At 46.2% G+C, this 23978-nt stretch carries 25 protein-coding genes; 9 read left to right on the top strand and 16 right to left on the bottom strand.

Annotated features, from left to right (window positions below):
- Window positions 1-10 precede the first annotated feature (10 nt).
- The 9 genes from AABA75_RS04855 to AABA75_RS04815 form a co-directional block, all read right to left on the bottom strand.
- On the bottom strand, window positions 11-769 hold the full coding sequence (locus AABA75_RS04855; RefSeq protein ID WP_338291405.1) for a Na(+)-translocating NADH-quinone reductase subunit C: 759 nt from the start codon (window positions 767-769) through the stop codon (window positions 11-13).
- Window positions 756-1973 (bottom strand): NADH:ubiquinone reductase (Na(+)-transporting) subunit B, encoded by a 1218-nt coding sequence (locus tag AABA75_RS04850; protein WP_338291404.1) that lies wholly within the window; start codon window positions 1971-1973, stop codon window positions 756-758. The genes AABA75_RS04855 and AABA75_RS04850 overlap by 14 nt, the downstream gene beginning before the upstream one ends.
- 2 nt (window positions 1974-1975) lie before the next feature.
- The gene (locus tag AABA75_RS04845; RefSeq protein ID WP_338291402.1) at window positions 1976-3316 is read right to left on the bottom strand and encodes a Na(+)-translocating NADH-quinone reductase subunit A; all 1341 of its coding nucleotides are present in this window, start codon (window positions 3314-3316) and stop codon (window positions 1976-1978) included.
- 355 nt (window positions 3317-3671) lie between these two features.
- Window positions 3672-4847, bottom strand: coding sequence for an enoyl-ACP reductase FabV (gene fabV / locus AABA75_RS04840; protein ID WP_338291401.1), 1176 nt, complete (start codon window positions 4845-4847; stop codon window positions 3672-3674).
- A 128-nt stretch (window positions 4848-4975) separates the two neighbouring features.
- Window positions 4976-6067 carry a TRAP transporter substrate-binding protein gene (locus tag AABA75_RS04835; RefSeq protein WP_338291400.1) on the bottom strand — a complete coding sequence of 364 codons (1092 nt, stop codon included), beginning with the start codon at window positions 6065-6067 and terminating at the stop codon, window positions 4976-4978.
- 8 nt (window positions 6068-6075) lie between these two features.
- Complete coding sequence (locus AABA75_RS04830) at window positions 6076-7434, bottom strand: TRAP transporter large permease subunit (RefSeq protein ID WP_338294806.1); 1359 nt, start codon at window positions 7432-7434, stop codon at window positions 6076-6078.
- 2 nt (window positions 7435-7436) lie between these two features.
- Window positions 7437-7940 carry a TRAP transporter small permease subunit gene (locus tag AABA75_RS04825; protein WP_338291399.1) on the bottom strand — a complete coding sequence of 168 codons (504 nt, stop codon included), beginning with the start codon at window positions 7938-7940 and terminating at the stop codon, window positions 7437-7439.
- Window positions 7941-8147: 207 nt separating this feature from the next.
- Window positions 8148-8471, bottom strand: coding sequence for a BolA/IbaG family iron-sulfur metabolism protein (locus tag AABA75_RS04820; RefSeq protein ID WP_338291398.1), 324 nt, complete (start codon window positions 8469-8471; stop codon window positions 8148-8150).
- A 244-nt stretch (window positions 8472-8715) separates the two neighbouring features.
- On the bottom strand, window positions 8716-9438 hold the full coding sequence (locus AABA75_RS04815; RefSeq protein ID WP_338291397.1) for an alpha-ketoglutarate-dependent dioxygenase AlkB family protein: 723 nt from the start codon (window positions 9436-9438) through the stop codon (window positions 8716-8718).
- A gap of 24 nt (window positions 9439-9462) precedes the next feature.
- On the opposite strand from AABA75_RS04815, the gene AABA75_RS04810 reads away from it, so the two are divergent.
- Window positions 9463-10587, top strand: a complete 1125-nt coding sequence (locus AABA75_RS04810) for a methyltransferase (RefSeq protein WP_338291396.1) — start codon at window positions 9463-9465, stop codon at window positions 10585-10587.
- Between the two features lie 11 nt (window positions 10588-10598).
- Entirely contained in the window at window positions 10599-11216 is a 618-nt protein-coding gene (locus AABA75_RS04805; RefSeq protein ID WP_338291395.1) for a peptidylprolyl isomerase, read from the top strand.
- A gap of 17 nt (window positions 11217-11233) precedes the next feature.
- Here AABA75_RS04805 and djlA read toward each other — a convergent pair whose 3' ends face one another.
- From djlA to AABA75_RS04790, 3 genes are read right to left on the bottom strand one after another with little or no spacing between them, the layout of a single operon-like run.
- Window positions 11234-12268 (bottom strand): co-chaperone DjlA, encoded by a 1035-nt coding sequence (gene djlA / locus AABA75_RS04800; RefSeq protein ID WP_338291394.1) that lies wholly within the window; start codon window positions 12266-12268, stop codon window positions 11234-11236.
- On the bottom strand, window positions 12265-12936 hold the full coding sequence (gene murU / locus AABA75_RS04795; protein WP_338291393.1) for an N-acetylmuramate alpha-1-phosphate uridylyltransferase MurU: 672 nt from the start codon (window positions 12934-12936) through the stop codon (window positions 12265-12267). Before murU ends, djlA begins: the two co-directional genes overlap by 4 nt.
- Before the next feature lie 6 nt (window positions 12937-12942).
- Window positions 12943-13956: an aminoglycoside phosphotransferase family protein gene (locus tag AABA75_RS04790; RefSeq protein WP_338291392.1), complete on the bottom strand. Its 1014-nt coding sequence runs from the start codon at window positions 13954-13956 to the stop codon at window positions 12943-12945.
- 275 nt (window positions 13957-14231) lie between these two features.
- Here AABA75_RS04790 and AABA75_RS04785 point away from each other — a divergent pair, with 275 nt between their 5' ends.
- The 7 genes from AABA75_RS04785 to AABA75_RS04755 all read left to right on the top strand — a co-directional run bounded on the left by AABA75_RS04785 (window position 14232) and on the right by AABA75_RS04755 (window position 21348).
- Window positions 14232-16445, top strand: coding sequence for an LPS-assembly protein LptD (locus AABA75_RS04785; protein ID WP_338291391.1), 2214 nt, complete (start codon window positions 14232-14234; stop codon window positions 16443-16445).
- A 7-nt stretch (window positions 16446-16452) separates the two neighbouring features.
- Window positions 16453-17739: a peptidylprolyl isomerase SurA gene (surA, locus tag AABA75_RS04780; protein ID WP_338291390.1), complete on the top strand. Its 1287-nt coding sequence runs from the start codon at window positions 16453-16455 to the stop codon at window positions 17737-17739.
- Between the two features lie 33 nt (window positions 17740-17772).
- Window positions 17773-18756 carry a 4-hydroxythreonine-4-phosphate dehydrogenase PdxA gene (pdxA, locus tag AABA75_RS04775; RefSeq protein ID WP_338291388.1) on the top strand — a complete coding sequence of 328 codons (984 nt, stop codon included), beginning with the start codon at window positions 17773-17775 and terminating at the stop codon, window positions 18754-18756.
- Window positions 18749-19540, top strand: a complete 792-nt coding sequence (gene rsmA / locus AABA75_RS04770; protein WP_338291387.1) for a 16S rRNA (adenine(1518)-N(6)/adenine(1519)-N(6))-dimethyltransferase RsmA — start codon at window positions 18749-18751, stop codon at window positions 19538-19540. The genes pdxA and rsmA overlap by 8 nt, the downstream gene beginning before the upstream one ends.
- 8 nt (window positions 19541-19548) lie before the next feature.
- Complete coding sequence (gene apaG, locus AABA75_RS04765; RefSeq protein WP_338291385.1) at window positions 19549-19938, top strand: Co2+/Mg2+ efflux protein ApaG; 390 nt, start codon at window positions 19549-19551, stop codon at window positions 19936-19938.
- Window positions 19939-19952: 14 nt separating this feature from the next.
- A complete protein-coding gene (locus AABA75_RS04760) occupies window positions 19953-20762 on the top strand; it encodes a symmetrical bis(5'-nucleosyl)-tetraphosphatase (RefSeq protein ID WP_338291384.1) in 810 nt (269 codons plus the stop codon).
- 79 nt (window positions 20763-20841) lie between these two features.
- Window positions 20842-21348: a redoxin family protein gene (locus AABA75_RS04755; protein WP_338291382.1), complete on the top strand. Its 507-nt coding sequence runs from the start codon at window positions 20842-20844 to the stop codon at window positions 21346-21348.
- An 18-nt stretch (window positions 21349-21366) separates the two neighbouring features.
- On the opposite strand, the gene folA is transcribed toward AABA75_RS04755, so the two are convergent.
- From folA to rplU, 4 genes are all read right to left on the bottom strand, one after another.
- Entirely contained in the window at window positions 21367-21855 is a 489-nt protein-coding gene (gene folA, locus AABA75_RS04750; protein ID WP_338291381.1) for a type 3 dihydrofolate reductase, read from the bottom strand.
- A gap of 1 nt (window position 21856) precedes the next feature.
- The gene (cgtA, locus tag AABA75_RS04745; RefSeq protein ID WP_338291380.1) at window positions 21857-23008 is read right to left on the bottom strand and encodes an Obg family GTPase CgtA; all 1152 of its coding nucleotides are present in this window, start codon (window positions 23006-23008) and stop codon (window positions 21857-21859) included.
- 179 nt (window positions 23009-23187) lie between these two features.
- Window positions 23188-23445: a 50S ribosomal protein L27 gene (rpmA, locus tag AABA75_RS04740; protein ID WP_338291379.1), complete on the bottom strand. Its 258-nt coding sequence runs from the start codon at window positions 23443-23445 to the stop codon at window positions 23188-23190.
- Window positions 23446-23460: 15 nt separating this feature from the next.
- Window positions 23461-23772 carry a 50S ribosomal protein L21 gene (gene rplU, locus AABA75_RS04735; RefSeq protein WP_338291378.1) on the bottom strand — a complete coding sequence of 104 codons (312 nt, stop codon included), beginning with the start codon at window positions 23770-23772 and terminating at the stop codon, window positions 23461-23463.
- Between the last annotated feature and the right edge of the window lie 206 nt (window positions 23773-23978).

The following is a 23978-nucleotide window of genomic DNA, read 5'->3' as shown; positions in this document are numbered from 1 at the left end:
GTTTTGCCCCTTAAGATTTCCAGGACTGTTTGCTCAGGTACTTGCCGAAGCCCTGTTCACCCAGCCAGTAAGTTACGCTGTTCTGCACGCCGTTACTGGTTAACGTTGCACCAGACAATGCATCAACCGCATAAGGGTTATCATTACCTGCGCCTTTTTTAACCTGAATGGCAACTTCACCATCTTTGAACGCTTGCTTGCCATCCCACTTCGCTTTCCACGCTGGGTTGACAATTTCACCGCCCAATCCGGGAGTTTCTTTGTGCTGGTAATACACCAAGCTACGGATGGTAGAGCCATCAGCTTCAATAGCCAGGAAACCGTACATCAGATCCCAAAGACCACTGCCATACACAGGCAATACCAAGCGCTGCACGTTACCGCTGTCGTCTTTAACTACGTAGATACTGGCAACTTTAGCACGAGTCTGGAAACCCACATTGCTACCTTGTACTCGAACGTTGTAGTCTGAATCCTTAGCGGCTTTGAACATGTCATAACCTTCATAAGGTGCTTCTACATAGGTACCAGTTTCAAGGTCAACGAAGCGTTCTTCAACGTATTTGTCATAAGTTCCAGCGATGTCACCGGCCGCTTTATCAAGCAAGCCTGCCGCATCGATAATATTAGTTTGCTTATCCAGTGCCGCATTCGTCTCCTGAAGGCTACGCAAGCCTACAGCAGCCGAAGAAACAACAATTGAGCAAGCAAGGCACACGGCAACAACGATGCCGATAGTTCTTCCGAGAGTTTCTTTACGCGCTGACACGTGCCATCCTCCGTTTTATATTGCTTTGAGCGACAAAATAGTCAAACAACGGCGCCCATAGGTTGGCGAACAAGATTGCCAACATCATACCTTCAGGGAATGCCGGGTTTAATACACGTATCATGACACACATGGCGCCAATCAACAGGCCGTAAGCCCATTTACCTTGGTTGGTGAAGGACGCCGAAACCGGGTCGGTTGCCATAAAGAACATACCGAAGGCAAAACCACCAGTCACCAAGTGCCAGTACCAAGGCATTGACATCATGTGGTTGGTATCGCTGCCCACCAGATTTAATAGTGTCGCAAAGATAGCCGCACCAAGAAGCACACCCAATACAATACGCCAGGAGGCGATGCGCAGATAAATAATGAACAAACCACCAATTAATAACATCAGCGTTGAAACTTCACCGGCAGAACCTTGAATATTGCCGTAGAAGGCATCCCACCAAAGTGCGACGTTGCTGTAATCCAATGCTCCAGAAGCGGCCTGGCTTAGCATAGTTGCGCCAGAGAAACCGTCTGCTGCTGTCCAGATAGCATCACCGGAGATTTGAGCCGGGTAAGCAAAGTACAAGAAAGCACGACCAGACAATGCCGGGTTAAGGAAGTTACGGCCTGTACCACCAAATACTTCTTTGGCGATAACCACACCGAAGGTGATACCCAGTGCCACTTGCCACAGAGGAATAGTTGCAGGTAAGGTTAAGGCGAACAAAACTGAGGTAACGAAGAATCCTTCGTTAACTTCGTGCTTGCGCACCGAAGCAAATAACACTTCCCAGAAACCACCAACGATGAATGTAACTGCATAAATAGGCAGGAAGAAACAGGCACCATAACCCATCATACCCAACCAGCTTACACCGTCTACACCCAACTGACCGCCAAGCGCTGTAAAGATTGCGGCTTGCCACACGTCAGGTAGTGTTACAGCGCCAGCGCCATTTAAAATGGCTAAGTGCGCTTGTTGACCAATGTTAAACATACCGTAAAACATGGCCGGGAATGTCGCCATCCACACCATAATCATGATGCGTTTCAAGTCGATACTGTCACGAACGTGAGCCGTACCTTTAGTCACTTTACCAGGCGTATATAGAACTGTGGCTACCGCTTCATAAAGCGCATACCACTTTTCGTGTTTTCCACCCGGTTCGAAATCGGGTTCAATCTTTTCAAGATAATCTTTCAAGCTCATGATTAGCCCTCTTTCTCAATCTTATCCAGACAATCACGCAGTACGGAGCCGTAATCGTATTTGCCAGGACATACATAAGTACACAACGCCAGATCTTCCTCGTCTAACTCCAGGCAACCCAGAGTTTGGGCACCGTCGGTATCGCCAGAAAGCAAATCGCGCAGTAATAAAGTGGGTAATACGTCTAGCGGCATAACTCGCTCGTAGTTGCCGATTGGCACCATAGCGCGATCTGAACCGTTAGTCGTAGAAGTCATATTAAACAGTTTGCCACCACCCATATGGCCAAGATAGGCACGCGTGATGGAGTGCTTATCAGAGCCCGGCGTGATCCAACCGAGGAACTTCTTCTCGCTGTCTTCAGCTACAACTGAAACCTGAGTGGCATATCGGCCCAGGTAAGCGTGAACGCCATGGGCGTGCATACCGTGCAGCACAGAGCCAGAAATTACGCGCGGATCATCAGTAGATAACTCACCGGCGGTTAATTCTTCAGTGTTGGCACCTAAAGTTGTGCGAACCAGTCTTGGATTTGACACCACAGGACCCGCTAATGCCACAACGCGCGAGGAATCCAACTCGCCAGTGGTAAATAGCTTACCAATAGCAATCACGTCTTGATAACCGATGTGCCAAACCATTTTGTTGGCGCCAGCGGAATCGAGGAAATGAATGTGCGTGCCTACCAGACCCGCAGGGTGAGGACCAGAGAACTCTTCAGTAGAGACCGCAGCACTGCCAGTGGCAATAACCGCGCCCGGAGCCTTAGTTAACCAGGTTTTACCTTCGGTCAGCTTAGCAACGATATTCAAACCGTTTTCAAAATCCGCCTGATTACCATCGATGATCACCGCAGGATCAGCGGCTAATGGATTGGAATCCATAGCGTTAACGAACACCGCCGAAGGCGCTGAGTCAATTGCTGGGATTTTACTGTAAGGACGAGTACGAAGTGCAGTCCATAAACCAGAATCAACTAACTGTGCAACGATCTTGTCTCTTTCCAGAGAAGCAAGCTCAGCCGCATCATATTTAGCAAATTCCACCTGCTCCTCGCCGGAAACCTTGATGACAACCGACTGCAAAACGCGTTTTGCGCCGCGATTGACTTCAATGACTTCACCGGCAGAAGGCGCAGTGAACTTCACGCCTGGGTTCTTTTTGTCTTCAAAAAGAACCTGCCCTTTTTTAACGACATCACCCACCTGACAATGCATAGTGGGACGCATGCCGATGTACTCTTCACCCAGAACAGCAACGCGCGAAATCGGCGCACCGTCATGGATTTCTTGCTTTGGCGCTCCCGTAATAGGGAGGTTGAGGCCTTTCTTTATTTTAATCATACATACATGCACTAGTTAAGGATTAATACTTAACCCGATAAGGTTTAAAGACTGCTTAAAACAAGTTATTTCTTGTTTTTTCAACTAAAACGTTTTGTTACAGAAATAAACCTTGAATACAAACTCTAGAATTCTAGCACTACCTGAGCATTTTGTGCTACGGCAATGTGTGTGACTTGGTTTTTTTGCTTTTTTTTTAGTCACGCATTGACTATTTTTCAACCTAAACCCTAGCAATTGACAATTTTTTGTCAACGCGAGGACGGGAATTAGATGCTGTGTATTCTACTCACTTAATTTAAAGAAGCAAAAACACCGCCTAAGCGGTGTTTTTTTCGAGATCAATGAGGCACTTTTACCAATCTGCCAGCGGGCTGACATCGGCTTCGTAATCAACACCGTCAAAACCAAAGCCAAACAAGTGTAAGAATTCTTGATGGTAACCAGCGTAGTCGCTCAATTGATGGAAGTTGTCTTGTGTCACTTGCTGCCAAAGCTCCTTGATCTTAGCTTGCGTAGCATCGTTGGTTTCTTTGCCATCCATGCGCAATCGGTTGGCTTCATCTACTTCCGGAGCATCTTGCAGTAACAAACGGAACAAACCATCGATTTGCTCGATACAGCCCTCGTGAGTGCCTTCTTGCTTCATCACTTTATATATCAAAGAAATGTATAGCGGCATCACTGGAATTGCAGAGGAAGCCTGAGTTACCAGCGCTTTTAATGACGAAACATAGGCTTTTACATTCAGGCTAGCCTGTTTAGACTCAATCGCCTTAACCGCGCGATCCAGGTCTTCTTTGGCTTTACCAATAGTCGCGTGACCGTAAATAGGCCAGGTCAACTCTTTACCGATATAAGTATAAGCGGTGGTTTTGCAATTTTGCGCTAATACGCCCGCCTCAGCTAAAGCATCTAACCACAATTCCCAATCTTCACCACCCATTACTTTAACGGTATTTTGAATATCTTCTTCTGAAGCAGGCTCAAGTGAAACTTCATGCACCAGGTCTTTATCGGTATCATAGGTTTTAGTGGTGTAGCTTTGGCCAACGGGCTTAAGCACGGACTTATAGACTTCACCCGTTTCAGGATCAGTACGACGAGGAGATGCCAGGCTATAGATTACCAGGTCAACTTGCCCCAGATCTTGCTTAATCGCTTCGATGACTTCTGCTTTCATTTCTTTAGAAAACGCATCGCCATTTAAGGTTTTATGATAAAGCCCCGCCCCTTCTGCCTGTTGATGGAAGGCAGCGGTATTGTACCAACCCGCGGTACCCGTCTTTTTCTCGGTTGGCGCTTTTTCGAAACAAACACCTAAGGTTTTAGCACCATAACCAAAGGCCGACACGATTCTCGAAGCCAATCCGTATCCGGTAGAGCAGCCTAAAACTAAAACATTTTTTGGCCCTTCATCTGAATGGGATTGAGCCTTTACATAATCAATTTGCGTGCTGACATTGTGAGCGCAGCCAGCGGGATGCGCATTAGTACAGATAAAACCACGAATTTTAGGTTGGATTACCATAATTGAGGAAATTCCTTACTTGCAAGAACGAGTCTATCGTCCGATATTAAAATTGTGGCTATTGTAACCAGCACAACGAATTCAACAACTCTGAACAGCTGTGCAGCAGTCACAATATCCTGTTGGTACTAATCACGACTCTGGTATAAGCGCGCTTCAGTAATGCCATGAAAATTGGCCACTTCCTGCTGAAACTTCTGGTACTGAGCATAGATTTTGGCAAACTGCGCATCTGCTGCCGACTGCTCAGCCAGTACTTGTTCTGTGGCTTGTTTCAGGGACGCAATAACATCATCAGGCAATTGACGTAAATCTACACCGTGGGTGTTTAACAGTGTTTGCAAAGCGGCATTATTACGCGCTGTATATTCATCCAACATGCCCTGGTTCACGGCTCTGGTGGCTACTTCCACAATTTTTTGTAGATCTGCGGGCAGTTGATTGTAGGCCTGCTCATTGACGATAAATTCCAGTGTTGTACCCGTTTCGTGCCAACCAAATGCATAATAAAAGTCAGCAGCTTTGTGTAACCCAAACGCTAAGTCGTTGTAGGGCCCCACCCATTCAGTGGCATCAATGGCACCAGTTTGAAGAGACGTAAATAGCTCACCACCAGTCAATGTCACAGGTACCCCTCCTACGCGTCTCAACACCTCTGCGCCCAAGCCGGGAATACGCATTTTCAAACCTTTCAAATCTTCGACAGAGTTAATCTCTTTTTTAAACCAGCCCGCCATCTGGGTGCCAGTATTGCCGCCGGCGAAGGGAATTAGACCAAAAGGCTTATAAAGTTCGCGCCACAACTCAAGTCCACCGCCATAATGCAACCAGCCATTCATCTCCTGAGCATTCATGCCAAACGGCACACCAGTGAAGATTTGCGCCGCAGGTGCTTTGCCTTTCCAATAGTAAGGACCAGAGTGGCCAATTTGTGCGGTGCCTTCGGCAACGGCATCAAAAACTTCAAATCCGGGAACAATTTCACCAGCACCATAAACTCGCAATTTCAGCCTGCCACCTGACATCTGATTGACCATTTGCGCAAAGGTTTCAGGGCCTTTACCCAGTCCCGGGAAGTTCTTGGGCCAACTGGTTACCAGTTTCCATTCAAAGGTCTGCTGAACCGCCTGCGATTGTGATGAATCTTGAGTGGATGATTCTGAACAGCTCATCAGCAAAGCTGACAGAGCAATCACCAAACCTATTTTAAGTGCTTTCATACTTTTTCCTATCCGTAAATGGTGTCAGGTAACCAGGTAATAATTTCCGGCCAAATGGCCATCATGATCAGCAAGCCTAACTGAATCAGAACAAAGGGTGCGACCCCTTTGTAAATTTGCATAGTTTGCACGGAGGGCGGCGCAACACCTCTTAAATAAAACAGTGCAAAGCCAAACGGGGGCGTTAAAAACGAAGTCTGTAAATTCACCGCTATCATGATACCCAGCCAAATGGGATCGACTCCCATCATAAACAATACAGGGGCGACCAGAGGTACGACAACGAAGGTAATTTCGATAAAATCCAGAATAAAACCCAGTACAAAGATAATGGCCATCACCATTAAAATGGCACCAAATTCACCACCGGGTAAGCGCTCAAAAAAACGATGGATCATTTCTTCGCCACCGAAACCTCTGAAAATCAAAGAAAATATGGAAGCACCAATTAATATCATAAAGATCATGGCTGTTACTTTGGTGGTATCTAATGCAGCGGCCTGTAAACGCGTCCAGTCCATTTTTTGCTGAGCAAAAGCCAGCAAAATAGCGCCTGTAGCGCCGACGCCTGCGGCTTCCGTTGGTGTCGCAAAACCAGCCAAAATAGAACCAAGCACTAAAATAATCAGCATTAATGGCGGGAACAAGGCGCCAAACACACTAGTTGTATTGTCTTCCTGAGTGTCATGTGATTCGTTTGCTTCTAACTTAGGCGTGAAAATCAGTACATACAGGGCATACAAAGCCACCAGCAACAACCCAGGAACGATAGCACCTACAAATAAATCGCCCACCGAAACCGAATCGGGTGAGAAGTTGCCCATATTTAATTGTGCTTGCTGATAAGCACCGGAAAGTACATCACCCAGCAATACCAATGCGATGGAAGGAGGAATGATTTGCCCCAACGTACCTGTAGCACAGATGCTGCCGCAGGCTAGCGATTGCGGATAGCCTTTTTTCAGCATCGCCGGCAACGACAATAAGCCCATAGTCACCACGGTGGCGCCGACAATTCCGGTACTGGCAGCGAGTAACATACCCACAAAAATAACCGATAACACTAATCCTGAACGAAAATTGCCGAATAAGCTGGCCATCGCGGTGAGCAAATCTTCGGCCACTTTGGATTTTTCCAATACAATGCCCATCAGTACAAAAAGCGGTACCGCCAACAGAGTTTGATTGTTAATAATACCAAACAAACGAGACGGCAAAGCATTGAGATAAGACGTTTCAAAGGTACCCGTTAACACACCAATCCCAGCGAAAATCAACGAAGTACCTGCCAAGGTTAATGCCACCGGGTATCCTAATAACAGTGTGCCACACACGCACAAAAACAGAAGTAATGCCATCCATTCCATCATTACTCTCCCTTCAAAGCTAAATTGGCATTTTTAAGTACTTCAGAAATTCCCTGTAAAAACAGCGTTGCAGCAAACAGCAGGATAAAAGTCTTCAGCAAGAACAACGTTGGCAAACCACCAGCCGCTTGTGATGCTTCCAACAGCTGCCAGGACTTGAGCACATAACTCCAACTCATGATGAAAATGAATCCGGTCAACGGCAGTAAAAACACCAAACCACCAAAAAAATTGACTCGGGCCTTATTCCTGGGTGAATAATTGCGGTAAAACACATCCACTCGTACGTGTTCATCCAGCTTGAGGGTGTGGGCGGCACCCAGCATAAAAATTGCCGCATGCAGATACATAACCGATTCCTGCATGGCGACCCAGCCCATGTCAAAGCCATACCTGAGCACCACAATCAGAAATGTCAGAGCGGTCATAATAAGAGTGAAAAGGCTGACCAGATGACACAACCTGGCGTGGAATCTATCAATAAATTGGCTGAATTTGTCCGACATGAATATCCGCAAGTCTGTTAGTTTTTATCGTTGTTTTGCGCTAAAAAATAAACCGTTGATTATGCAACGTTTTATCAAAAATTTGTGACTTTGGGAATCATACCAGAGGCAATCCTTGTTTGCGGAACAATTTTAGCGCCGACAAATGACAAATAAAAAGCGCCATACGGCGCTTTCATTTAAAACTCTAAGCGAATGGAAAGGTTGTCAGGAAACCTTGCGTCCGGCCCCACCCAAACAAGCTGGCGAGTCTGGCGCATCGCCGTATAAACGCTCCCACTCCTGATCAGTATAGGTATGCAGCGCAAGCGCGTGAATGTGGTTTTCGATTTCGTCTTTGAGTACCTTGTTCACGTCTTTATGCCGGTGCAGCAAACGCTGCCCTGCAAAACGCGGGGTTACCAGCACCACTTTGAAGTGGGTCTCTGAGCCAATAGGCACGTTATGCTGAGAACTCTCGTTAATAACCTCAAGAAACTCTGGTGCGAAATGCTCCGTTAACTTGTCTTCTATTGTGTTTTGAATGTTCACAATTCAAATACCTCCAAAATCAAATCTGCCGCTAACACAGACCGGAGAAAATTGCGCCTGACCCAGCCGCAAAAACCTCTGTATGTGAGGAGCCAGCACTATGCCTTCCTCATGTCTAAATTTAGCCTGAGATCTTGAATTTAAATACTGAAATTTGCAGAAAAACTGCTTGCTTTTTGGTAACTGTTTGAGTCAATGACATATATTTTTAAACCGCAAATACAGCAGAATTTATAACCTTGCTCTAACGTTTTACAACCCTGCGAAAGGTCAAATTGATGCGCTCCCCCACAGGCTGCTTAGTACGGGCGATACCATGCTGCCAATGCTTTTGAGTGTCTCCACACATTAACAACAAACTACCCGACTGCAACGGCAACTGTAATTTGACAGGTTCAGTCTTATGCACCAGGTCAAATCGGCGGGTAGCCCCCAAAGTGACAGAAGCAATAGCCGGCTGCTCTCCCAGTTCAGGCTCATCATCACTGTGCATGCCCATACAATCTGCACCGTTGCGATACAAGTTAGCCAACACACTGTTAAACTCAACTTGGGCAATCTCGCCACAGGCTTTGCGCAAAACTTCCAGCTCAGGCGTGGGCGGCAACGGATTGAGTGTTTTCCCCGAATAGCTGTAGTGACTCTCAGGATTGCCATACCAAGCTTGCAGCCTGGGAATGGTATGCCATTTACCATAGACTTTGACCTGGTCTGGTTGCCATTGCAGTTGCGAGCGCAACACTGCAAACAACGCATCCGCCTCACCGCGATTGAGGAAATCAGGGAAGTAATGCAACTCACCGTCAAAAAAAGCATTAATATCCGGCAATAAACGTCGCCGATTGCGCTTTGTTACTTGATTCGAAACAGCGCCCTCGAATACATCTGCATTTGATGATTCTGTGGTAGACTTGTACTGCGTCCCTTTTCCAGGAGAGTCGCCAGAGAACAAGTCAAATTGCTTCATAATAAATTACCTTAAGACAACCAAATGAGAACAGAGTTAAGTATACAGGATAAACGCTGGCAACTTCACCGCTACCCGCCAGAGCAACAGCACGTCAGTCTACAAGCCTGGGATGCTGCAGATGAATACATCTATCAATATCTACAAGAGAACCCTGAACTGCAAATGCAACAAACTGCCGTCCTTAACGATGACTTTGGTGCCCTGGCCTGTATGTTGCCGACGCAAATCTGTGCCTGGTATTCCGACTCCAAAGTCGCTGCACTGGCCATGCAGCAAAACTGGCATAAAAACGTCCAAAGTACTCCTGAATTTAGCGTTCACAATAATTTGTCTGACTTACCCGATAACACCACACAAGCGATTTTGAAGTTACCTAAAAACAATAGTTTTTTGGCAGAGCAGTTAATCACCTTAAGAGCGCTATTACCCAAAGGTGCACTGGTGATCACCGCCGGCAAAGCAAATCAAATTCAAAAGTCTACTCTTGCCCTATTTGAAAAACACCTCGGATCTACGCATACCTCTCTGGCGGTAAAAAAAGCACGGCTGATCTTTACTCGTGTTAACAAAACCCTCTCCAGCCAATCAAAATTTCCGCTGCGCTGGCCAGTTGAAAACTCAGGGCTACAAATAGCAAACCTGGCTAATGTTTTTTCATCAACATCATTGGATATCGGTGCGCGATTTTTACTGGAACACCTACCCGATTGCCAAAACAAGCAGATATTAGATCTCGGCTGCGGTAACGGCGTACTGTCGGTACATGCAGCTCAGCAAAAGCCAGCCAAAATACACTGTGTGGATGAGTCAGCAATGGCAGTGGCATCGGCACAGCTCACACTGCAAGCAAACTTCCCTGCAATACCCGCTGCCTTTTTTCATTCCAACAGTTTGGAACAGGTTCCGGTAGAGCAACTTGATGTGATCTTGTGCAATCCGCCGTTTCATCAGCAAAACACCATCACTGATCACATTGCCTGGCAAATGTTTAATGACGCCAAAAAAGCCCTGAAAAAAGGTGGTGAGCTGCGTATCGTGGGCAACCGTCATCTTAATTACCACGAAAAACTAAAACGCTTGTTTGGTGGCTGCAAAGTAGTTGCAAGCAATCGCAAATTCGTTATTTTAAGTAGCATCAAACGATAAAAGGAATATACATGTTTTTTACTTCTCGCTATCTGGTAGCCCTCCTGGCCATGATTTCATTCTCAATTTCTGCCCAGAGCAAAGACGGTTCTCACATACAGCCAGATAACTTTTATCCAAAAGTAAAAATCGAAACAGATTTGGGAAATATGACTGTCGAACTGGACCGTCGCAGAGCCCCTATTACCGTCAATAACTTTTTGCGCTATGTGGAAAAAGGCAGCTATGACAATACCGTTTTTCATCGCATCATTCCGGGGTTTGTAGTGCAAGGAGGCGGTTATGATGCAGAGTTCAATACACTGCCGGCCTTTGGACAAATCTACAATGAATCCGGAAATGGCCTGAAAAACGACATGTACACCGTGGCCATGGCAAGAGGCGACGACCCACACTCCGCGAACCGTCAATTCTTCTTTAACGTACAAGACAACAGGTCCTTAAATCCGGGGCGCAATTGGGGCTACACGGTTTTCGGTCTGGTATTAGAAGGCGCAGAAGTAGTAGATAAACTTGCTGAGGTAGAAACTGCCTACAATATGGAGTTAGGCTGGCGAGATGTGCCTGTGGAGAATGTCATGCTGAAGAAGGTCACTTTATTGCCAGAGCCTGTTGTAGCTGGTCAATAACAGGCAAAAGAAGGGCGTTAAATTCCCTTCTCTTTTTTTACTAATTCCCAGGCCGCTTGAATGTCTTGCGCCTTTTGCTTGGCAATATCCAGTGCCTGACGGGGTAACCCCTTGGACACAAGCTTGTCTGGATGATGTTCGCTCATCAATTTGCGGTAAGCTTTTTTGATGGCTTTAGGATCAGTATTTGCATTCACCCCCAAGATTCGGTAAGCATCATTGACGCGGTCATCATATGAATATGTCGATTGCGATTGTTGTCGCCCCCGATAGCCGCCCCTTTGCTGATAGTTCTTGCGCGAGTACTGTTCTCGCTGTCGCTTGTAATAGGCCTCTTCATCAAAGTCATCCTGGCCGGTATCTTCTCGCTCTTCACGGGAGCGCTTTTGTTCTGCTTTACTGCGCGGTCGCCAACCTGGTCCGCGATGTTCTTGCTGTTGGCGAGCTTGTTCTTGTTGCCAAGCTTGTTGCGCGCTAGCCTGACGGAAACGCAACTCTGCTTCAAATGCTGAAATCAAATACATTAATTCCTGCTTTTGAAATTTTAATACCTGAGCGACTTCCAGCAGGATTTTCTGCTCTTCAGGATCTAAACGCCCATCGGCATAAGCGGCCTGAATCAAGATCTCCAGATAAATTTGCAGTATATCTCTGCGACCATAACAAGAGTCGTAAAACTCTTTCAGTATGTCTTTTACCGGAAAGTCGGCCGCCTTCCCTTCCCGGAATGCCTGCTGAGCCTCTTTGCGGGTATCACCGGTGAGGTTCATGTCATCCATTAATTGGGTGGCCACTTGAATTTCGGCTTCGGTAACACGACCATCAGCCTTGGCGACATGCCCCAATACCGAAAACAATGCGTGAAAAAATACAGCCTGATTTTTTACTGCGTCTTTATCCACAAAAAAACGGCCAAAGCCGCCCATCTGATTAAAATCCTGGCTGTAGCCACGGTCAAACAGATGCCCCACGATGAATCCCAAGATGGCACCGGGTATTTTGGCAAACATAGCACCAAACAAAGTGCCTAACACCTTGCCCCAAATATTCATAATGATAGTTCCTGTTCAAGATTAGCGAGGCGCTCTGGCGTACCCACATCGCACCAACGGCCATGAAACAACTCGGCTTCTACTCTGCCATTTTGCATGTGACGTCTTATGAGAGGGGCAAGCGGCATTCTCTCAACCTTTAATCCTGCGAAAAATTCCGGGTTATAGAGCGCAATACCGGAAAAAGTGTAACTTTGCTCAGCACATTTTTGCGCTACCCGTCCATCAGAAACAGCGAAATCCCCCTCGGGATGATGCTCTGGATTATCCACTAATACTAATCTCGCTAAACCTCGCAGCGGCTCCCGGCAAAGTTGGGTAAAATCTATATCGCAATAGACATCCCCGTTAACCACCATAAAAGGATTACCTGCAAAGTGAGGTAAAGCCTTTACAATACCGCCGGCGGTTTCCAGTGCTTCACTTTCAGCACTGTAGATAATTTGCAAATTAAATGCTTCTCCGTTGCCAAACGCAGCTTCGATTTTCTCACCTAACCAGGCGTGATTAACAATAACTTTGCGGATACCTGCCGCGGCCAACTTTTCCAGGTGATATTGCATTAGAGGCTTGCCCTTGAGGGGTAACAGGGGTTTAGGCAAAATATCCGTCAAAGGGCGCATCCGCTCGCCACGTCCGGCAGCCAGTATCATGGCACAATCGATCATCGGATATTAAGCCGCCAGTTTTGAGACCACAGCAGGAATGACCATAGACGCAACAAGATCAGCAAAATCTCGGGTTTCACCGTAGCGTCTACCAAACTTCACAACATACTCTAAGGTACGAGGGATATCCGCCAGATATCCTTGTTTGCCGTCCCTATGGCACAGTCGACAAAAAATGCCACTGGCTTTGATATGTCGTTGCATGCCAACAAAATCAAACCACCGGGCAAACTCTTTGGCGTCGTATTGCGGGAAATGCCCCTCTCGCCATTCACTGATCAACGTATCCACCATGGCATCTGGCCAGACAACGTAACAATCCCTGAGTAGTGAAACTGCGTCATAGGTGACAGGCCCTGTAACCGCATCCTGAAAATCAATGATTCCGATAGAATCGTCCGGTAATACCATGAGATTCCGAGAGTGATAATCACGATGCACACCAACCTGAGGCTGAGCTTTAAACACGCGGCGAATTGCCTCTTGTGCCTCATGGATTGTTTGCCACTGAGTGTCCGTTAACCCCAGTTTGAGATGCACCTCTATCAGCCAGTGATTAAACAAGTGGAATTCAGCATCCAACAGGGCATCATCAAAGGCGGGTAAAGTGCCAGCATCGGTTGTCATCACGTGTTGGATACCGCGCAGCGCTTCGAGAGCCTGCGCATATAACGGCTGGACATCTTTAGAGTCAAATCGATTGGCTAACAACACGTCACCAAAGTCTTCAAGTACCCAAAAACCCAATGCTAAATCTACTGCTTTTATCTCAGGCACTTGCACACCAGCATCAAAATAACGCTTTGCTATGTGAAAAAATGCGTGATTGTTCTCTTTTTCTGGAGGGGCATCTACTGCGATATAGCTGCAGCCTTCGAATTTAAAACGGAAATAACGGCGAAAACTGGCATCCCCAGAAACCATATCTAACGCTTCTGCACGCAAGTTTGTTTGGGTATTGATCCAGTTTAATAAGGCATCAGCTCTTAATCGCTGCTCATCGGATTGATTTGCAATCATAGAAAACTCTAATATTAACGCACACATAGAGCAGTATTGCTGGAGACTTCACCTTGATGGACATTTGCGGAAATACCAACTAATTCCACCAACAATAGCTAACTCTTTTTATTATTTGCGTTCAGTCTACCAGTTTCACAACCCCGTGGGGGCCAAAAATAAACAGGAAATGCGTTTTTTTTAACGTTACGCTGGTAAAAAACATCGAAACCATTAGAATTCAGCCGTGTTTCTCACTTTTTCTGGTCAAACCAAGGCTCCACACAACCTTTTTTATGCATATCAAGCCATATTCAATCTTTCCGTTAGTGATCTTGTACAGCGGGTTCACTCTGGCCACAGAACAATGTCTGGTGCCAATTAGTCCATTGGATAAAAAAAATCTGGCGGAAAAGGGTGAGATCGTTGTAAAAGCCAATTCGGTGTCTATGACACAAGACAAACTGGCTGATTTCGATGGCGATGTTGAGATTGCCAGCCCGAAAGCACATATCAGTGCACAAAATGCCAGAATCGACAAAGTCGCCAGAAAACTCACTGCCTCCGGTGACATTCGTTTCAGAGATAAACAAATCTTAGTAGAAAGCGAGGATTTGCTGCTGGATCTCGATTCCAACAAGATGGAGATGAATCAAACCGGGTATCGCATGCTGCGCTTCCAGGGTAGAGGTGCAGCAGACAAAATCATGTTGAATCAACAACAAGGCGTGGCACTTGAGGATGTAAGCTTCACTACGTGTCCAGAAGGTGGCGAAGACTGGCAAATCAAAGCCAGCAGCATAGAGTTAAAGCCCGGTGATATATGGGGCACGGTTAAACACGCACGATTTTACGTTAAAGATATACCGGTGCTTTATTTGCCCTATTTTTCCTTCCCGGTGACCAATCAACGCCAAAGTGGCTTACTGCTGCCAGAAATCAATAGTTCCGATACATTCGGGGTATCTTACGCACAACCCATTTATTGGAATATTGCGCCAAATTACGACGCAACCATTACCCCGAGGGTGATGACCGATAGAGGTTTTCAACTTCAGAATGAATTTCGCTACCTGACGGAGCAACATACGGGCGCCATTCACCTGGAGTACATGGCAGAAGATCGAGACACCGAAGAGAACGATAGTCGCTATTTTTACCGTCTGACACATTTCGGACAGCTTTCTCAAGAGTGGTCAATCAATGCTGAGTGGAACCATCTTAGCGATGATAATTATATCGCAGACTTAGATTCTGATTTTTACAACCGAGCAGATACCCATTTATTCAAGACAGTCTCCCTTAACTACGACACACAACAACTGGATGTCAATGCCAGTTTCCGGGATTTTAAGGTTATCGGTGACCACCCCAGCACTTATCGGGCCCTGCCGGAAATCAAACTGGATTACCAAGCATGGCAAGGGGAGTACTTAAATCTTGACGTACACTCCGAATTGACACTATTTGACAATGCGGAAACGGATCTGCCAAAAGCAGCGCGTTTTCATATTGCGCCGAAACTGTCCCTGCCCTGGAGAACACCTTGGGCTGAGTTTTTGGCTGAAACCAGTGTTTTGCACACCAGTTATCGGCAAAAAAATACAGAAGGCACCACACTAGATAAAGACGTTAATCGGACCCTTGGTCAGGTTCGTCTGTACGGCACCATGGCCTTCGAAAGAGAAATTAACTGGTTTGGTGACTCTGCAACCCAAACATTAGAGCCAAAAGCCCAGTATTTGTACACCAGCTATAAAAACCAGGACAATATCGGCCTTTACGATACTACGAGGCTGCTGAATGACTTTGAAGGTTTGTTTCGAGGCCAGGAGTTTACCGGGCTTGATCGCATAAGTGATAAGAACCAGTTAACCTTAGGGGCTACAACCCGAATATTAAACAGCAAAGGACAGGACAAGCTTAAATTCAGTTTGGGCCAGATTTTCTATCTGGATGATAGCCGAATTCTGGAAGCCGAACGTCAAGATAGCAACCGCTCGGCCATAGCCACTGAGCTAGATTGGAATTTGTCTTCTCGCTGGATTGCCTCATTGGAAGCACAAGTTTCATCTCAAAATGAACGAGTTGAAAGAAGCAGTGTCTCATTGGAGTATCGTCAGAGCAGCAATAACTTAGTTCAGGTGGGTCACCGCTTCGTCAGAGACCTACCCGGTGTTGAAATCAATCAAGCGGGCATCACTGCCAGCTGGAGTTTTGCCAAGAATTGGCTTTGGGTGGGGCGATATTACCGGGATCTCGATTTGAATCGCACCACCGAAAGTTACACGGGATTCCAGTATGATTCCTGTTGCTGGTCGTTACAATTTGTTTGGGAACGACATTTAACCAATCGCTTTGATGCACTTGGAAATCAGAGCCTGGATGAATATGATTCTGGTATTAGCTTAAAGTTCGAGTTTAAAGGAATGGGGCAACGCCGAAACCGCAAGTCATTGCTAGAAGATGGCTTGTATGGTTACCAGCAACCTTATGTAATAGGGCAATAAATTATCTATGAAATTAATAACCGTATTTTCAATTTTTATTCTGAGTTTCTCAGCTTTCGTTAAAGCCCAGGTCCAAGAGTTGGACAAGGTGGCAGTCATCGTTGACCAGACCGTGGTTTTGGAAAGTGAAATTAAGGACTTAATCACCACGGTTAAGGCCAATGCCATCAGAAATAATCAGAACTTACCGAATGACCGTGTCTTGCGTACCCAAGCAATTGAAAGGTTGATTACCGAAGCGCTGCAAATGCAAATGGCACAACGCATGGGTATTCAGGTAAGCGATCCACAACTAGAGCAAACTATCCAAAATTTCGCCTCTTCAGAAAACCTTACAGCAGAACAGCTGCGCGCCAAGGTAGAATCCGAGGGTATGGATTGGGAGCAATACCGAGAGCGTATCCGTAAGGAGCTGATCACCGGCGAAGTCACTCGCGCCAACGTCAGACGCCGCGTCTATGTCACGCCCCAGGAAATCGATAACATGGTCAGCCTCATTGATGAGCAAGGCGCTGAGGAAGTCGAATTCCAGCTAGGTCATATTCTCGTTGGCTTCCCGTCTGAAGCAACACAAGAAGATATTGACTCGGCCAAAACACGCTCGGAGCGCGTCATTGAGTTGCTGCAAAAAGAAGATGCCGACTTTAGAAAAATTGCCACAACTGCGTCTTCTGGACCCAGAGCGTTAGAAGGTGGTGATTTGGGCTGGATGAACGTCAACACTATGCCCACACTCTTCGCTGAAGTGGTTGCAGATGCCAAAAAAGACGACCTGATTGGTCCCATTCGCAGTGGTGCAGGCTTCCATATTTTGAAAATTCTGGATATCCGTGGTAAGCAAATCGCCGAAATCGAAGAAGTAAATGCTCGTCACATCTTAATCCAAACTTCAGTGATCCTCAGTGAAGAACGCGCACAGCAAATGCTGAGTGAGTTCAAGAATCAAGTCATCAATGGCGAAGCAGAGTTTGAAGACCTTGCCAAAGAACACTCCAAAGACCCAGGCAGTGCAGCTCGTGGTGGAGAACTTGGTTGGAACGATCCCTCCATTTACGTACCAGCGTTCAAAGAAACACTTGCACAATTAGATGAACCCGGAGAATTATCCGAACCTTTTCGCTCCGTACACGGTTGGCACCTGGTCCAGTTGATAGGAAAACGTGTTGGTGACGTAACAGATAAATTGAAACAAGATAAAGCTTATCAATTGTTGTTCCAGCGTAAATTTGGTGAAGAAAGAGAAGCATGGATCAGACAAATGCGAGACCAGGCATACGTTGAAGTGCTTGAATAAGCAAATTCTCAACACCTTTTCAGGGAGACAGTGATGCCTTTAAAATTAGCAGTTACCCCCGGTGAGCCAGCTGGTATTGGGCCTGATTTGGTAATCCAAATGGCGCAATTGGATTGGGATGTGCAGCTTGTCGCCTTTGCTGATCCCGACATGATGCAAGAGCGTGCAGCTCAGTTAAATCTGCCACTTAGCTTAGTAGAATACGCGCCTGAACGCAGCGATGTGTTGCCCGCCGGAAAGCTATTTATCGTGCCAGTTAAAGTGGCCACTAAGGTCACTGCTGGCCAGCTAAACGAAGAAAACGGTCGCTACGTTGTTGAAACGCTGCGTCAGGCTGGCGAAGCTAATTTGCGCGGCGAATTTGATGCTGTCGTAACGGGTCCGGTAAACAAAAGCATTATTAACAAAGCGGGAATCTCTTTCTCTGGCCATACAGAGTTTTTTGCACAGCAAAGCAATACCTCTGATGTCGTGATGTTGCTTTCCACCGAAGGATTAAGAGTCGCACTGGTAACCACCCATATTCCGCTTGCCTACGTCAGTAAAGCCATCACACCAGAGCGGCTGGAAAAAGTGATTTCCATCATTAATCATGATCTAATTACCAAGTTTAAAATCCCCTCCCCTAAAATCTACGTATGCGGCTTAAACCCTCATGCAGGAGAAAATGGCCACATTGGTAAGGAAGAACAACTGGTAATCAATCCGACCTTGGATATGTTGCGTCAACGCGGCATTAACCTGATTGGTCCCTTACCGGCAGATACCATCTTCCATCCTAAATATCTGGATGACGCAGATGTGGTATTAGCCATGTATCACGATCAAGGCTTACCGGTATTAAAATACAAAGGCTTTGGCGCATCAGTGAATGTCACGCTTGGACTTCCCATTATCCGCACCTCAGTAGATCACGGAACCGCTCTGGACCTGGCGGGTACCGGCAATATAGACAATGGCAGTTTTAAAGTGGCCATCCGAAAAGCCATTAAATTAGCGAAGAATATCAATGAGTAAAGCACATCTTGGGCATGTAGCCCGGAAACGTTTTGGTCAGAACTTCTTGCATGATGAGCAAGTGATAGCCGACATCGTTAGTGCTATCAGACCAGTTGACGGTGAAAACCTGGTGGAAATTGGGCCTGGCTTGGGGGCGTTAACAGAGCCTGTCTGCGAACAGGTTTCAAAGCTCACTGTCGTAGAATTAGACCGCGATCTGGCCACGCGCTTGCGCTCACACCCCTTTATTCGCGATAAGCTCAACATTGTTGAAAGCGATGCCTTAAAATATGACTTTGCCCAACTGGCACAAGATAAGCCTCTGAGAATATTTGGTAATTTACCCTACAATATCTCAACACCTTTGATGTTCCACCTGTTTAGCTTCTCAACACTGGTGCAAGACATGCATTTTATGTTGCAAAAAGAGGTGGTGAATCGTCTGGCGGCAGAACCCGGGCATAAAAATTATGGCCGCCTTTCGGTTATGGCGCAGTACTATTGTCAGGTAGTTCCCGTATTAGAGGTACCTCCACACGCATTCCAACCACCACCGAAAGTAGATTCAGCGGTGGTCAGACTGCTCCCCCATGCCGCGCCACCTGTGGAGGTACAGAATAAAAAAACACTGGACCAGGTATGTGCTATCGCGTTTAATCAAAGGCGTAAAACGATACGCAATAGTCTGAAAGAGCTATTATCAGAAGCTGATATTGAAGCAGTAGGTATTAATCCTGCGGCAAGAGCTGAAACCCTGTCTTTGCAGGATTTTGCAAATCTGGCCAACAAAACAGAATCATAGGCGTTGCTATGGAGCAGGAAAGCAAACTACCTGAACAGATCAAGATTGAAGTGGAAACCGCTTGGTTGCCCGAACAAATAAGCAAAGAACAAAACAAGTACGCTTTCTCTTACCATATCACCATCACCAATCACGCCGAGGTGGCTGTGCAATTGCTCAATCGATATTGGTTGATTACTGACGGTAACGGCAAAATCTCTGAAGTTGCAGGGCCTGGTGTTGTTGGTCAAACTCCTGTTATCCAACCTGGAGAGAGGTTTGCCTACAAGTCAGGGGCAATTTTGGACACTCCGGTAGGCTTTATGCAGGGACATTACGAATTCAAAAGTCACGATGAACAACTTTTTAAAACCCCCATTGAGGTGTTTACTCTCAGTGTTCCTAACAGTCTGAATTGAGTTCAGAGGGTACTATGAGCATTTTTGTTGTTGGTGATATTCAGGCCTGCTATTCCGGACTCAAAAAACTACTACTTAAAGTGGGTTTTAACCCTAAGCAGCATAAACTCTGGGCTGTCGGCGACCTGATTGGTCGTGGGCCACAAGCGCTCGAAACAATCGAATTTTTAATGTCCTTGGGTGACAGTTTCAACACGGTATTAGGCAACCACGACCTGCATTTTCTGGCGGTGAGTCAGGGTATTCGGGAAGTAAAAGGCAAAGATGGCTTTGCCGAATTGTTACAGAGCAGTAAAAAGAATCTCATCATCCAATGGTTGCGGGAAAAACCCCTGGCAGCGGTTCCTGAAGAGGGCTTTTTTCTGAGTCACGCGGGTCTGTATCCTCTTTGGTCTGAACGCGAAGCGCTAAAACTTGCGCAGGAGACCAGTCAGTTTCTCAAAAGCGATAAATGGCGGCGTTTGCTGGAATATATGTATGGTAATGAGGAGCAGCGATGGACAGACAATTTAAGCGGTTTAGAGCGCCATAAGTTTGTGATTGATGCCTTTACCCGCATGCGTTTTGTGGATCAAAAAGCGGGGCTTAATCTGCAACTCAAAACTACACCCAAAGATGCGCCTCCGGGCATCTTTCCCTGGTTCCAACATCCCGACTTAAGACATGAAAGTCAGCTGCTATTTGGTCACTGGGCGGCTCTGGAAGGTAACAATCCGAATGAGCGCATTCATGCGCTAGACACCGGCTACATTTGGGGCGGCAAGATGACGGCTATCAACCTGAAAGATCTCAAAACGGTATCAGTAAAAGCCAGAACGCTTTGAGAAGTTTACAACTAAGGTAGAATTTTCTTCCTTATTATCCGCGATTAAACTCATTAAATGAGCATTAGCAGAGACGACTATGAAAGCAGTTATTGAGAAAGGAACACGACTGCCCGATGCAGAATTTTTGCAATTCGCTGCACAAGGAATACGGTCATTTAGTACCGCAGATGTATTCCAAGAGGGCATGGTGTTAGTTGTCGGTGTAGTAAATGCCTTTGGCCCTGTATGTAGTCAGAAACATCTACCTGAATTTATCCCTTACGCCAAAGAACTGGTGGACAACTGGTTAGTCAAAAAAGTGCTTTGTATTTCAGCGTCAGATCCATTCAGCCTAAACGCCTGGGCAGAAAAAATGCAGGTGAAAAACAGCATGACACTCTACACTGATAAAAACGCAAACTTTGCCACTAAATTGGGCCTTGATATAGATCTGAGCCAATTAGGTTTGGGCAAACGTTCCACCCGCTATGTGATGTTAGTTCAAGATCAGAAAGTTGTGGATTTGCGTTACGAGGAAGTCCCAAATAGCGTAGCAGTAACCAGCAAAGAGTCAGTGCAAAACTGGTTACCCAACTATGTTTAAGTCGGTTTCAGGGAGAGTTTAGTCACTTTTATCAAGAGTGACAAAGCAATAGTTATTGGGGTTTTTATCATCCGCCTGATGCGTTTCAGATTCAACTTCTAGCCACTTTGCCACTTGCTCGTAGTCAGGAAATTTCGTGTCTCCAGCTACCTCAAGGTCGATAAAGGTAAGGTAGAGGCGTGTCGCTTTAGATAAGAACAAATCGTAAATAACACCACCACCAATAATCATTACTTCAGGAACGTCACCGGCTGCCTCTAACGCCGCATCTGGAGTTGAAACAACGGTCACGCCTTCGGCGTTAAATCCTGAGCGACTGATGACAATATTCAATCGCCCTGGTAAAGGGCGACCAATGGATTCGAATGTCTTGCGTCCCATAATCACCGGCTTGCCCAAAGTCACGGCTTTAAAGTGTTTGAGATCTGCGGGCAAGTGCCATGGCATTTGATTATCTGAGCCGATAATACGATTTTTTGCCATAGCGGCAATCATTGAGATTTTCATATTAGCGCTCGTAAATTACTTCCACATCGTAATCGTCGTCATCCCAATCATCGTCGTCATCGTCATCTTCGTATTCCGACATCACCTGCTCTTGATAATTGTCCCACTTGAAGTCCGTCTCCTCTTCAGTATTGAGCTCTTCAACAGGCAAGGTGTCCAACATGTTCATAACATCGTGACAAAGCGCATCCGTACCTAACTTTTGGAATGCCGAGATTTGGAAGTGTTTTTCATCCCACCCTAACCCCTCGAGAATGCGCTGACATTCTGCCTCAACTTCGTCGGGCAGCATCAAATCAATCTTATTAAACACGATCCACCGAGGCTTTGCAGCAAGCTTAGGGCTGTATTTTTCCAGCTCTGCAATAATGGTCTTGGCGTTTTCTAGTGGGTCGGACTGATCGGCAGGCAATAAGTCGATCAAATGCAACAGCACCCGGCAACGCTCAAGATGTTTGAGGAAACGAATTCCCAGACCAGCACCATCTGAAGCACCTTCAATAAGGCCCGGTATATCAGCAATAACAAAACTGCGACGAGCGTCCTGACGCACCACCCCAAGATTAGGAACCAGCGTAGTAAATGGGTAATCAGCCACTTTAGGTTTAGCTGCTGATACGCTACGAATAAAAGTACTTTTGCCAGCATTAGGCAAACCTAACAGACCGACGTCAGCCAATAACATGAGCTCCAGGTGCAGATTTCGAATTTCCCCCGGCGTGCCGTTGGATTTTTGTCTTGGAGCACGGTTAGTACTGCTTTTGAATCTGGCATTTCCCAAACCGTGAAAACCGCCTTTTGCCACCATCAGCTTTTGACCATTGCGGGTCAAATCACCCAGCACTTCACCAGTATCTTTGTCAGTAACTCTTGTCCCCACCGGCATGTTTATAACCAAATCCTGACCGCGCTTTCCGGTACAATCGGTACGCTGGCCATTTTGACCTCTTTCAGCACGGTGAAATCGCTCAAATTGATAATCGATCAACGTATTCAGGTTTTCGTCAGCTAACAAATACACGTCACCGCCGTCACCACCGTCGCCGCCATCAGGGCCACCTCTGGGGATATACTTTTCACGACGGAAACTAACAATACCGTTACCACCATCACCCGCTTCAACACGGATATCAACTTCATCTACGAATTTCATGAGGATCTAACTATATATTTAAGAAAATATCTGTAGGTTTGACTTCAGTCGGACAAGGGCAGTCAAATAACCCCCAATGTCCAGCTAAAGCAGAACCTACATTTTTGTAGGTCGAACCTACAATATAACAAAAAAAACCCCGCTTATGCGGGGTTTTTCAATTCGGTTCGAAGTGCTGATTAAGCAGCTACGATGTTCACGTATTTACGGTTCTTAGGACCTTTAACGTCGAACTGAACTTTACCGTCTGATAAAGCGAATAAAGTGTGGTCTTTACCAATACCTACGTTGTCACCTGCGTGGAACTTAGTACCACGTTGACGAACAAGGATGTTACCAGCCAGAACAGACTCACCACCGAAACGCTTAACACCTAAGCGTTTGCTTTCTGAGTCACGACCGTTCTTAGTACTACCACCGGCCTTTTTGTGTGCCATTTGTCGTCTCTCCTATTAAGCGCTAATGCCAGTAATCTTCACTTCTGTGAACCACTGACGGTGGCCCATCTGAGAACGTGAATGCTTACGGCGACGGAATTTAACAATCTTTACCTTCTCGCCACGACCATGAGTCACTACTTCTGCAGTCACTTTGCCGCCCGCTACATATGGAGTACCGATTTTAATATCGTCTCCATTACTCACCATCATTACTTCGTCAAAAGTAACAGTTTCACCTGGAGCTACTTCAATTTTTTCCAGGCGAACAGTTTGGCCCTCAGCCACACGGTGTTGTTTACCACCACTTTGGAAAACCGCGTACATAACTTACTCCGCACTTGCACTGTGTTTACCCGAAACTATTCAGTGCATTCATTCAAAAAACAGGGCGCGAATTGTATGTGAATTATCTATGACTATCAAGGCTAAATTTGAATTTATTTTGTACAATTCCCGTTTCCATCGGCATTTTGCTTCGACAGGCCAGAAAAACTGGATACCGCAATGATTTTTTGTCAGAATTCGCGCAC

It is taken from the genome of Planctobacterium marinum (assembly GCF_036322805.1).
Taxonomy (GTDB): domain Bacteria; phylum Pseudomonadota; class Gammaproteobacteria; order Enterobacterales; family Alteromonadaceae; genus Planctobacterium; species Planctobacterium marinum_A.
This window is presented reverse-complemented; position numbering and strand designations above follow the sequence as displayed.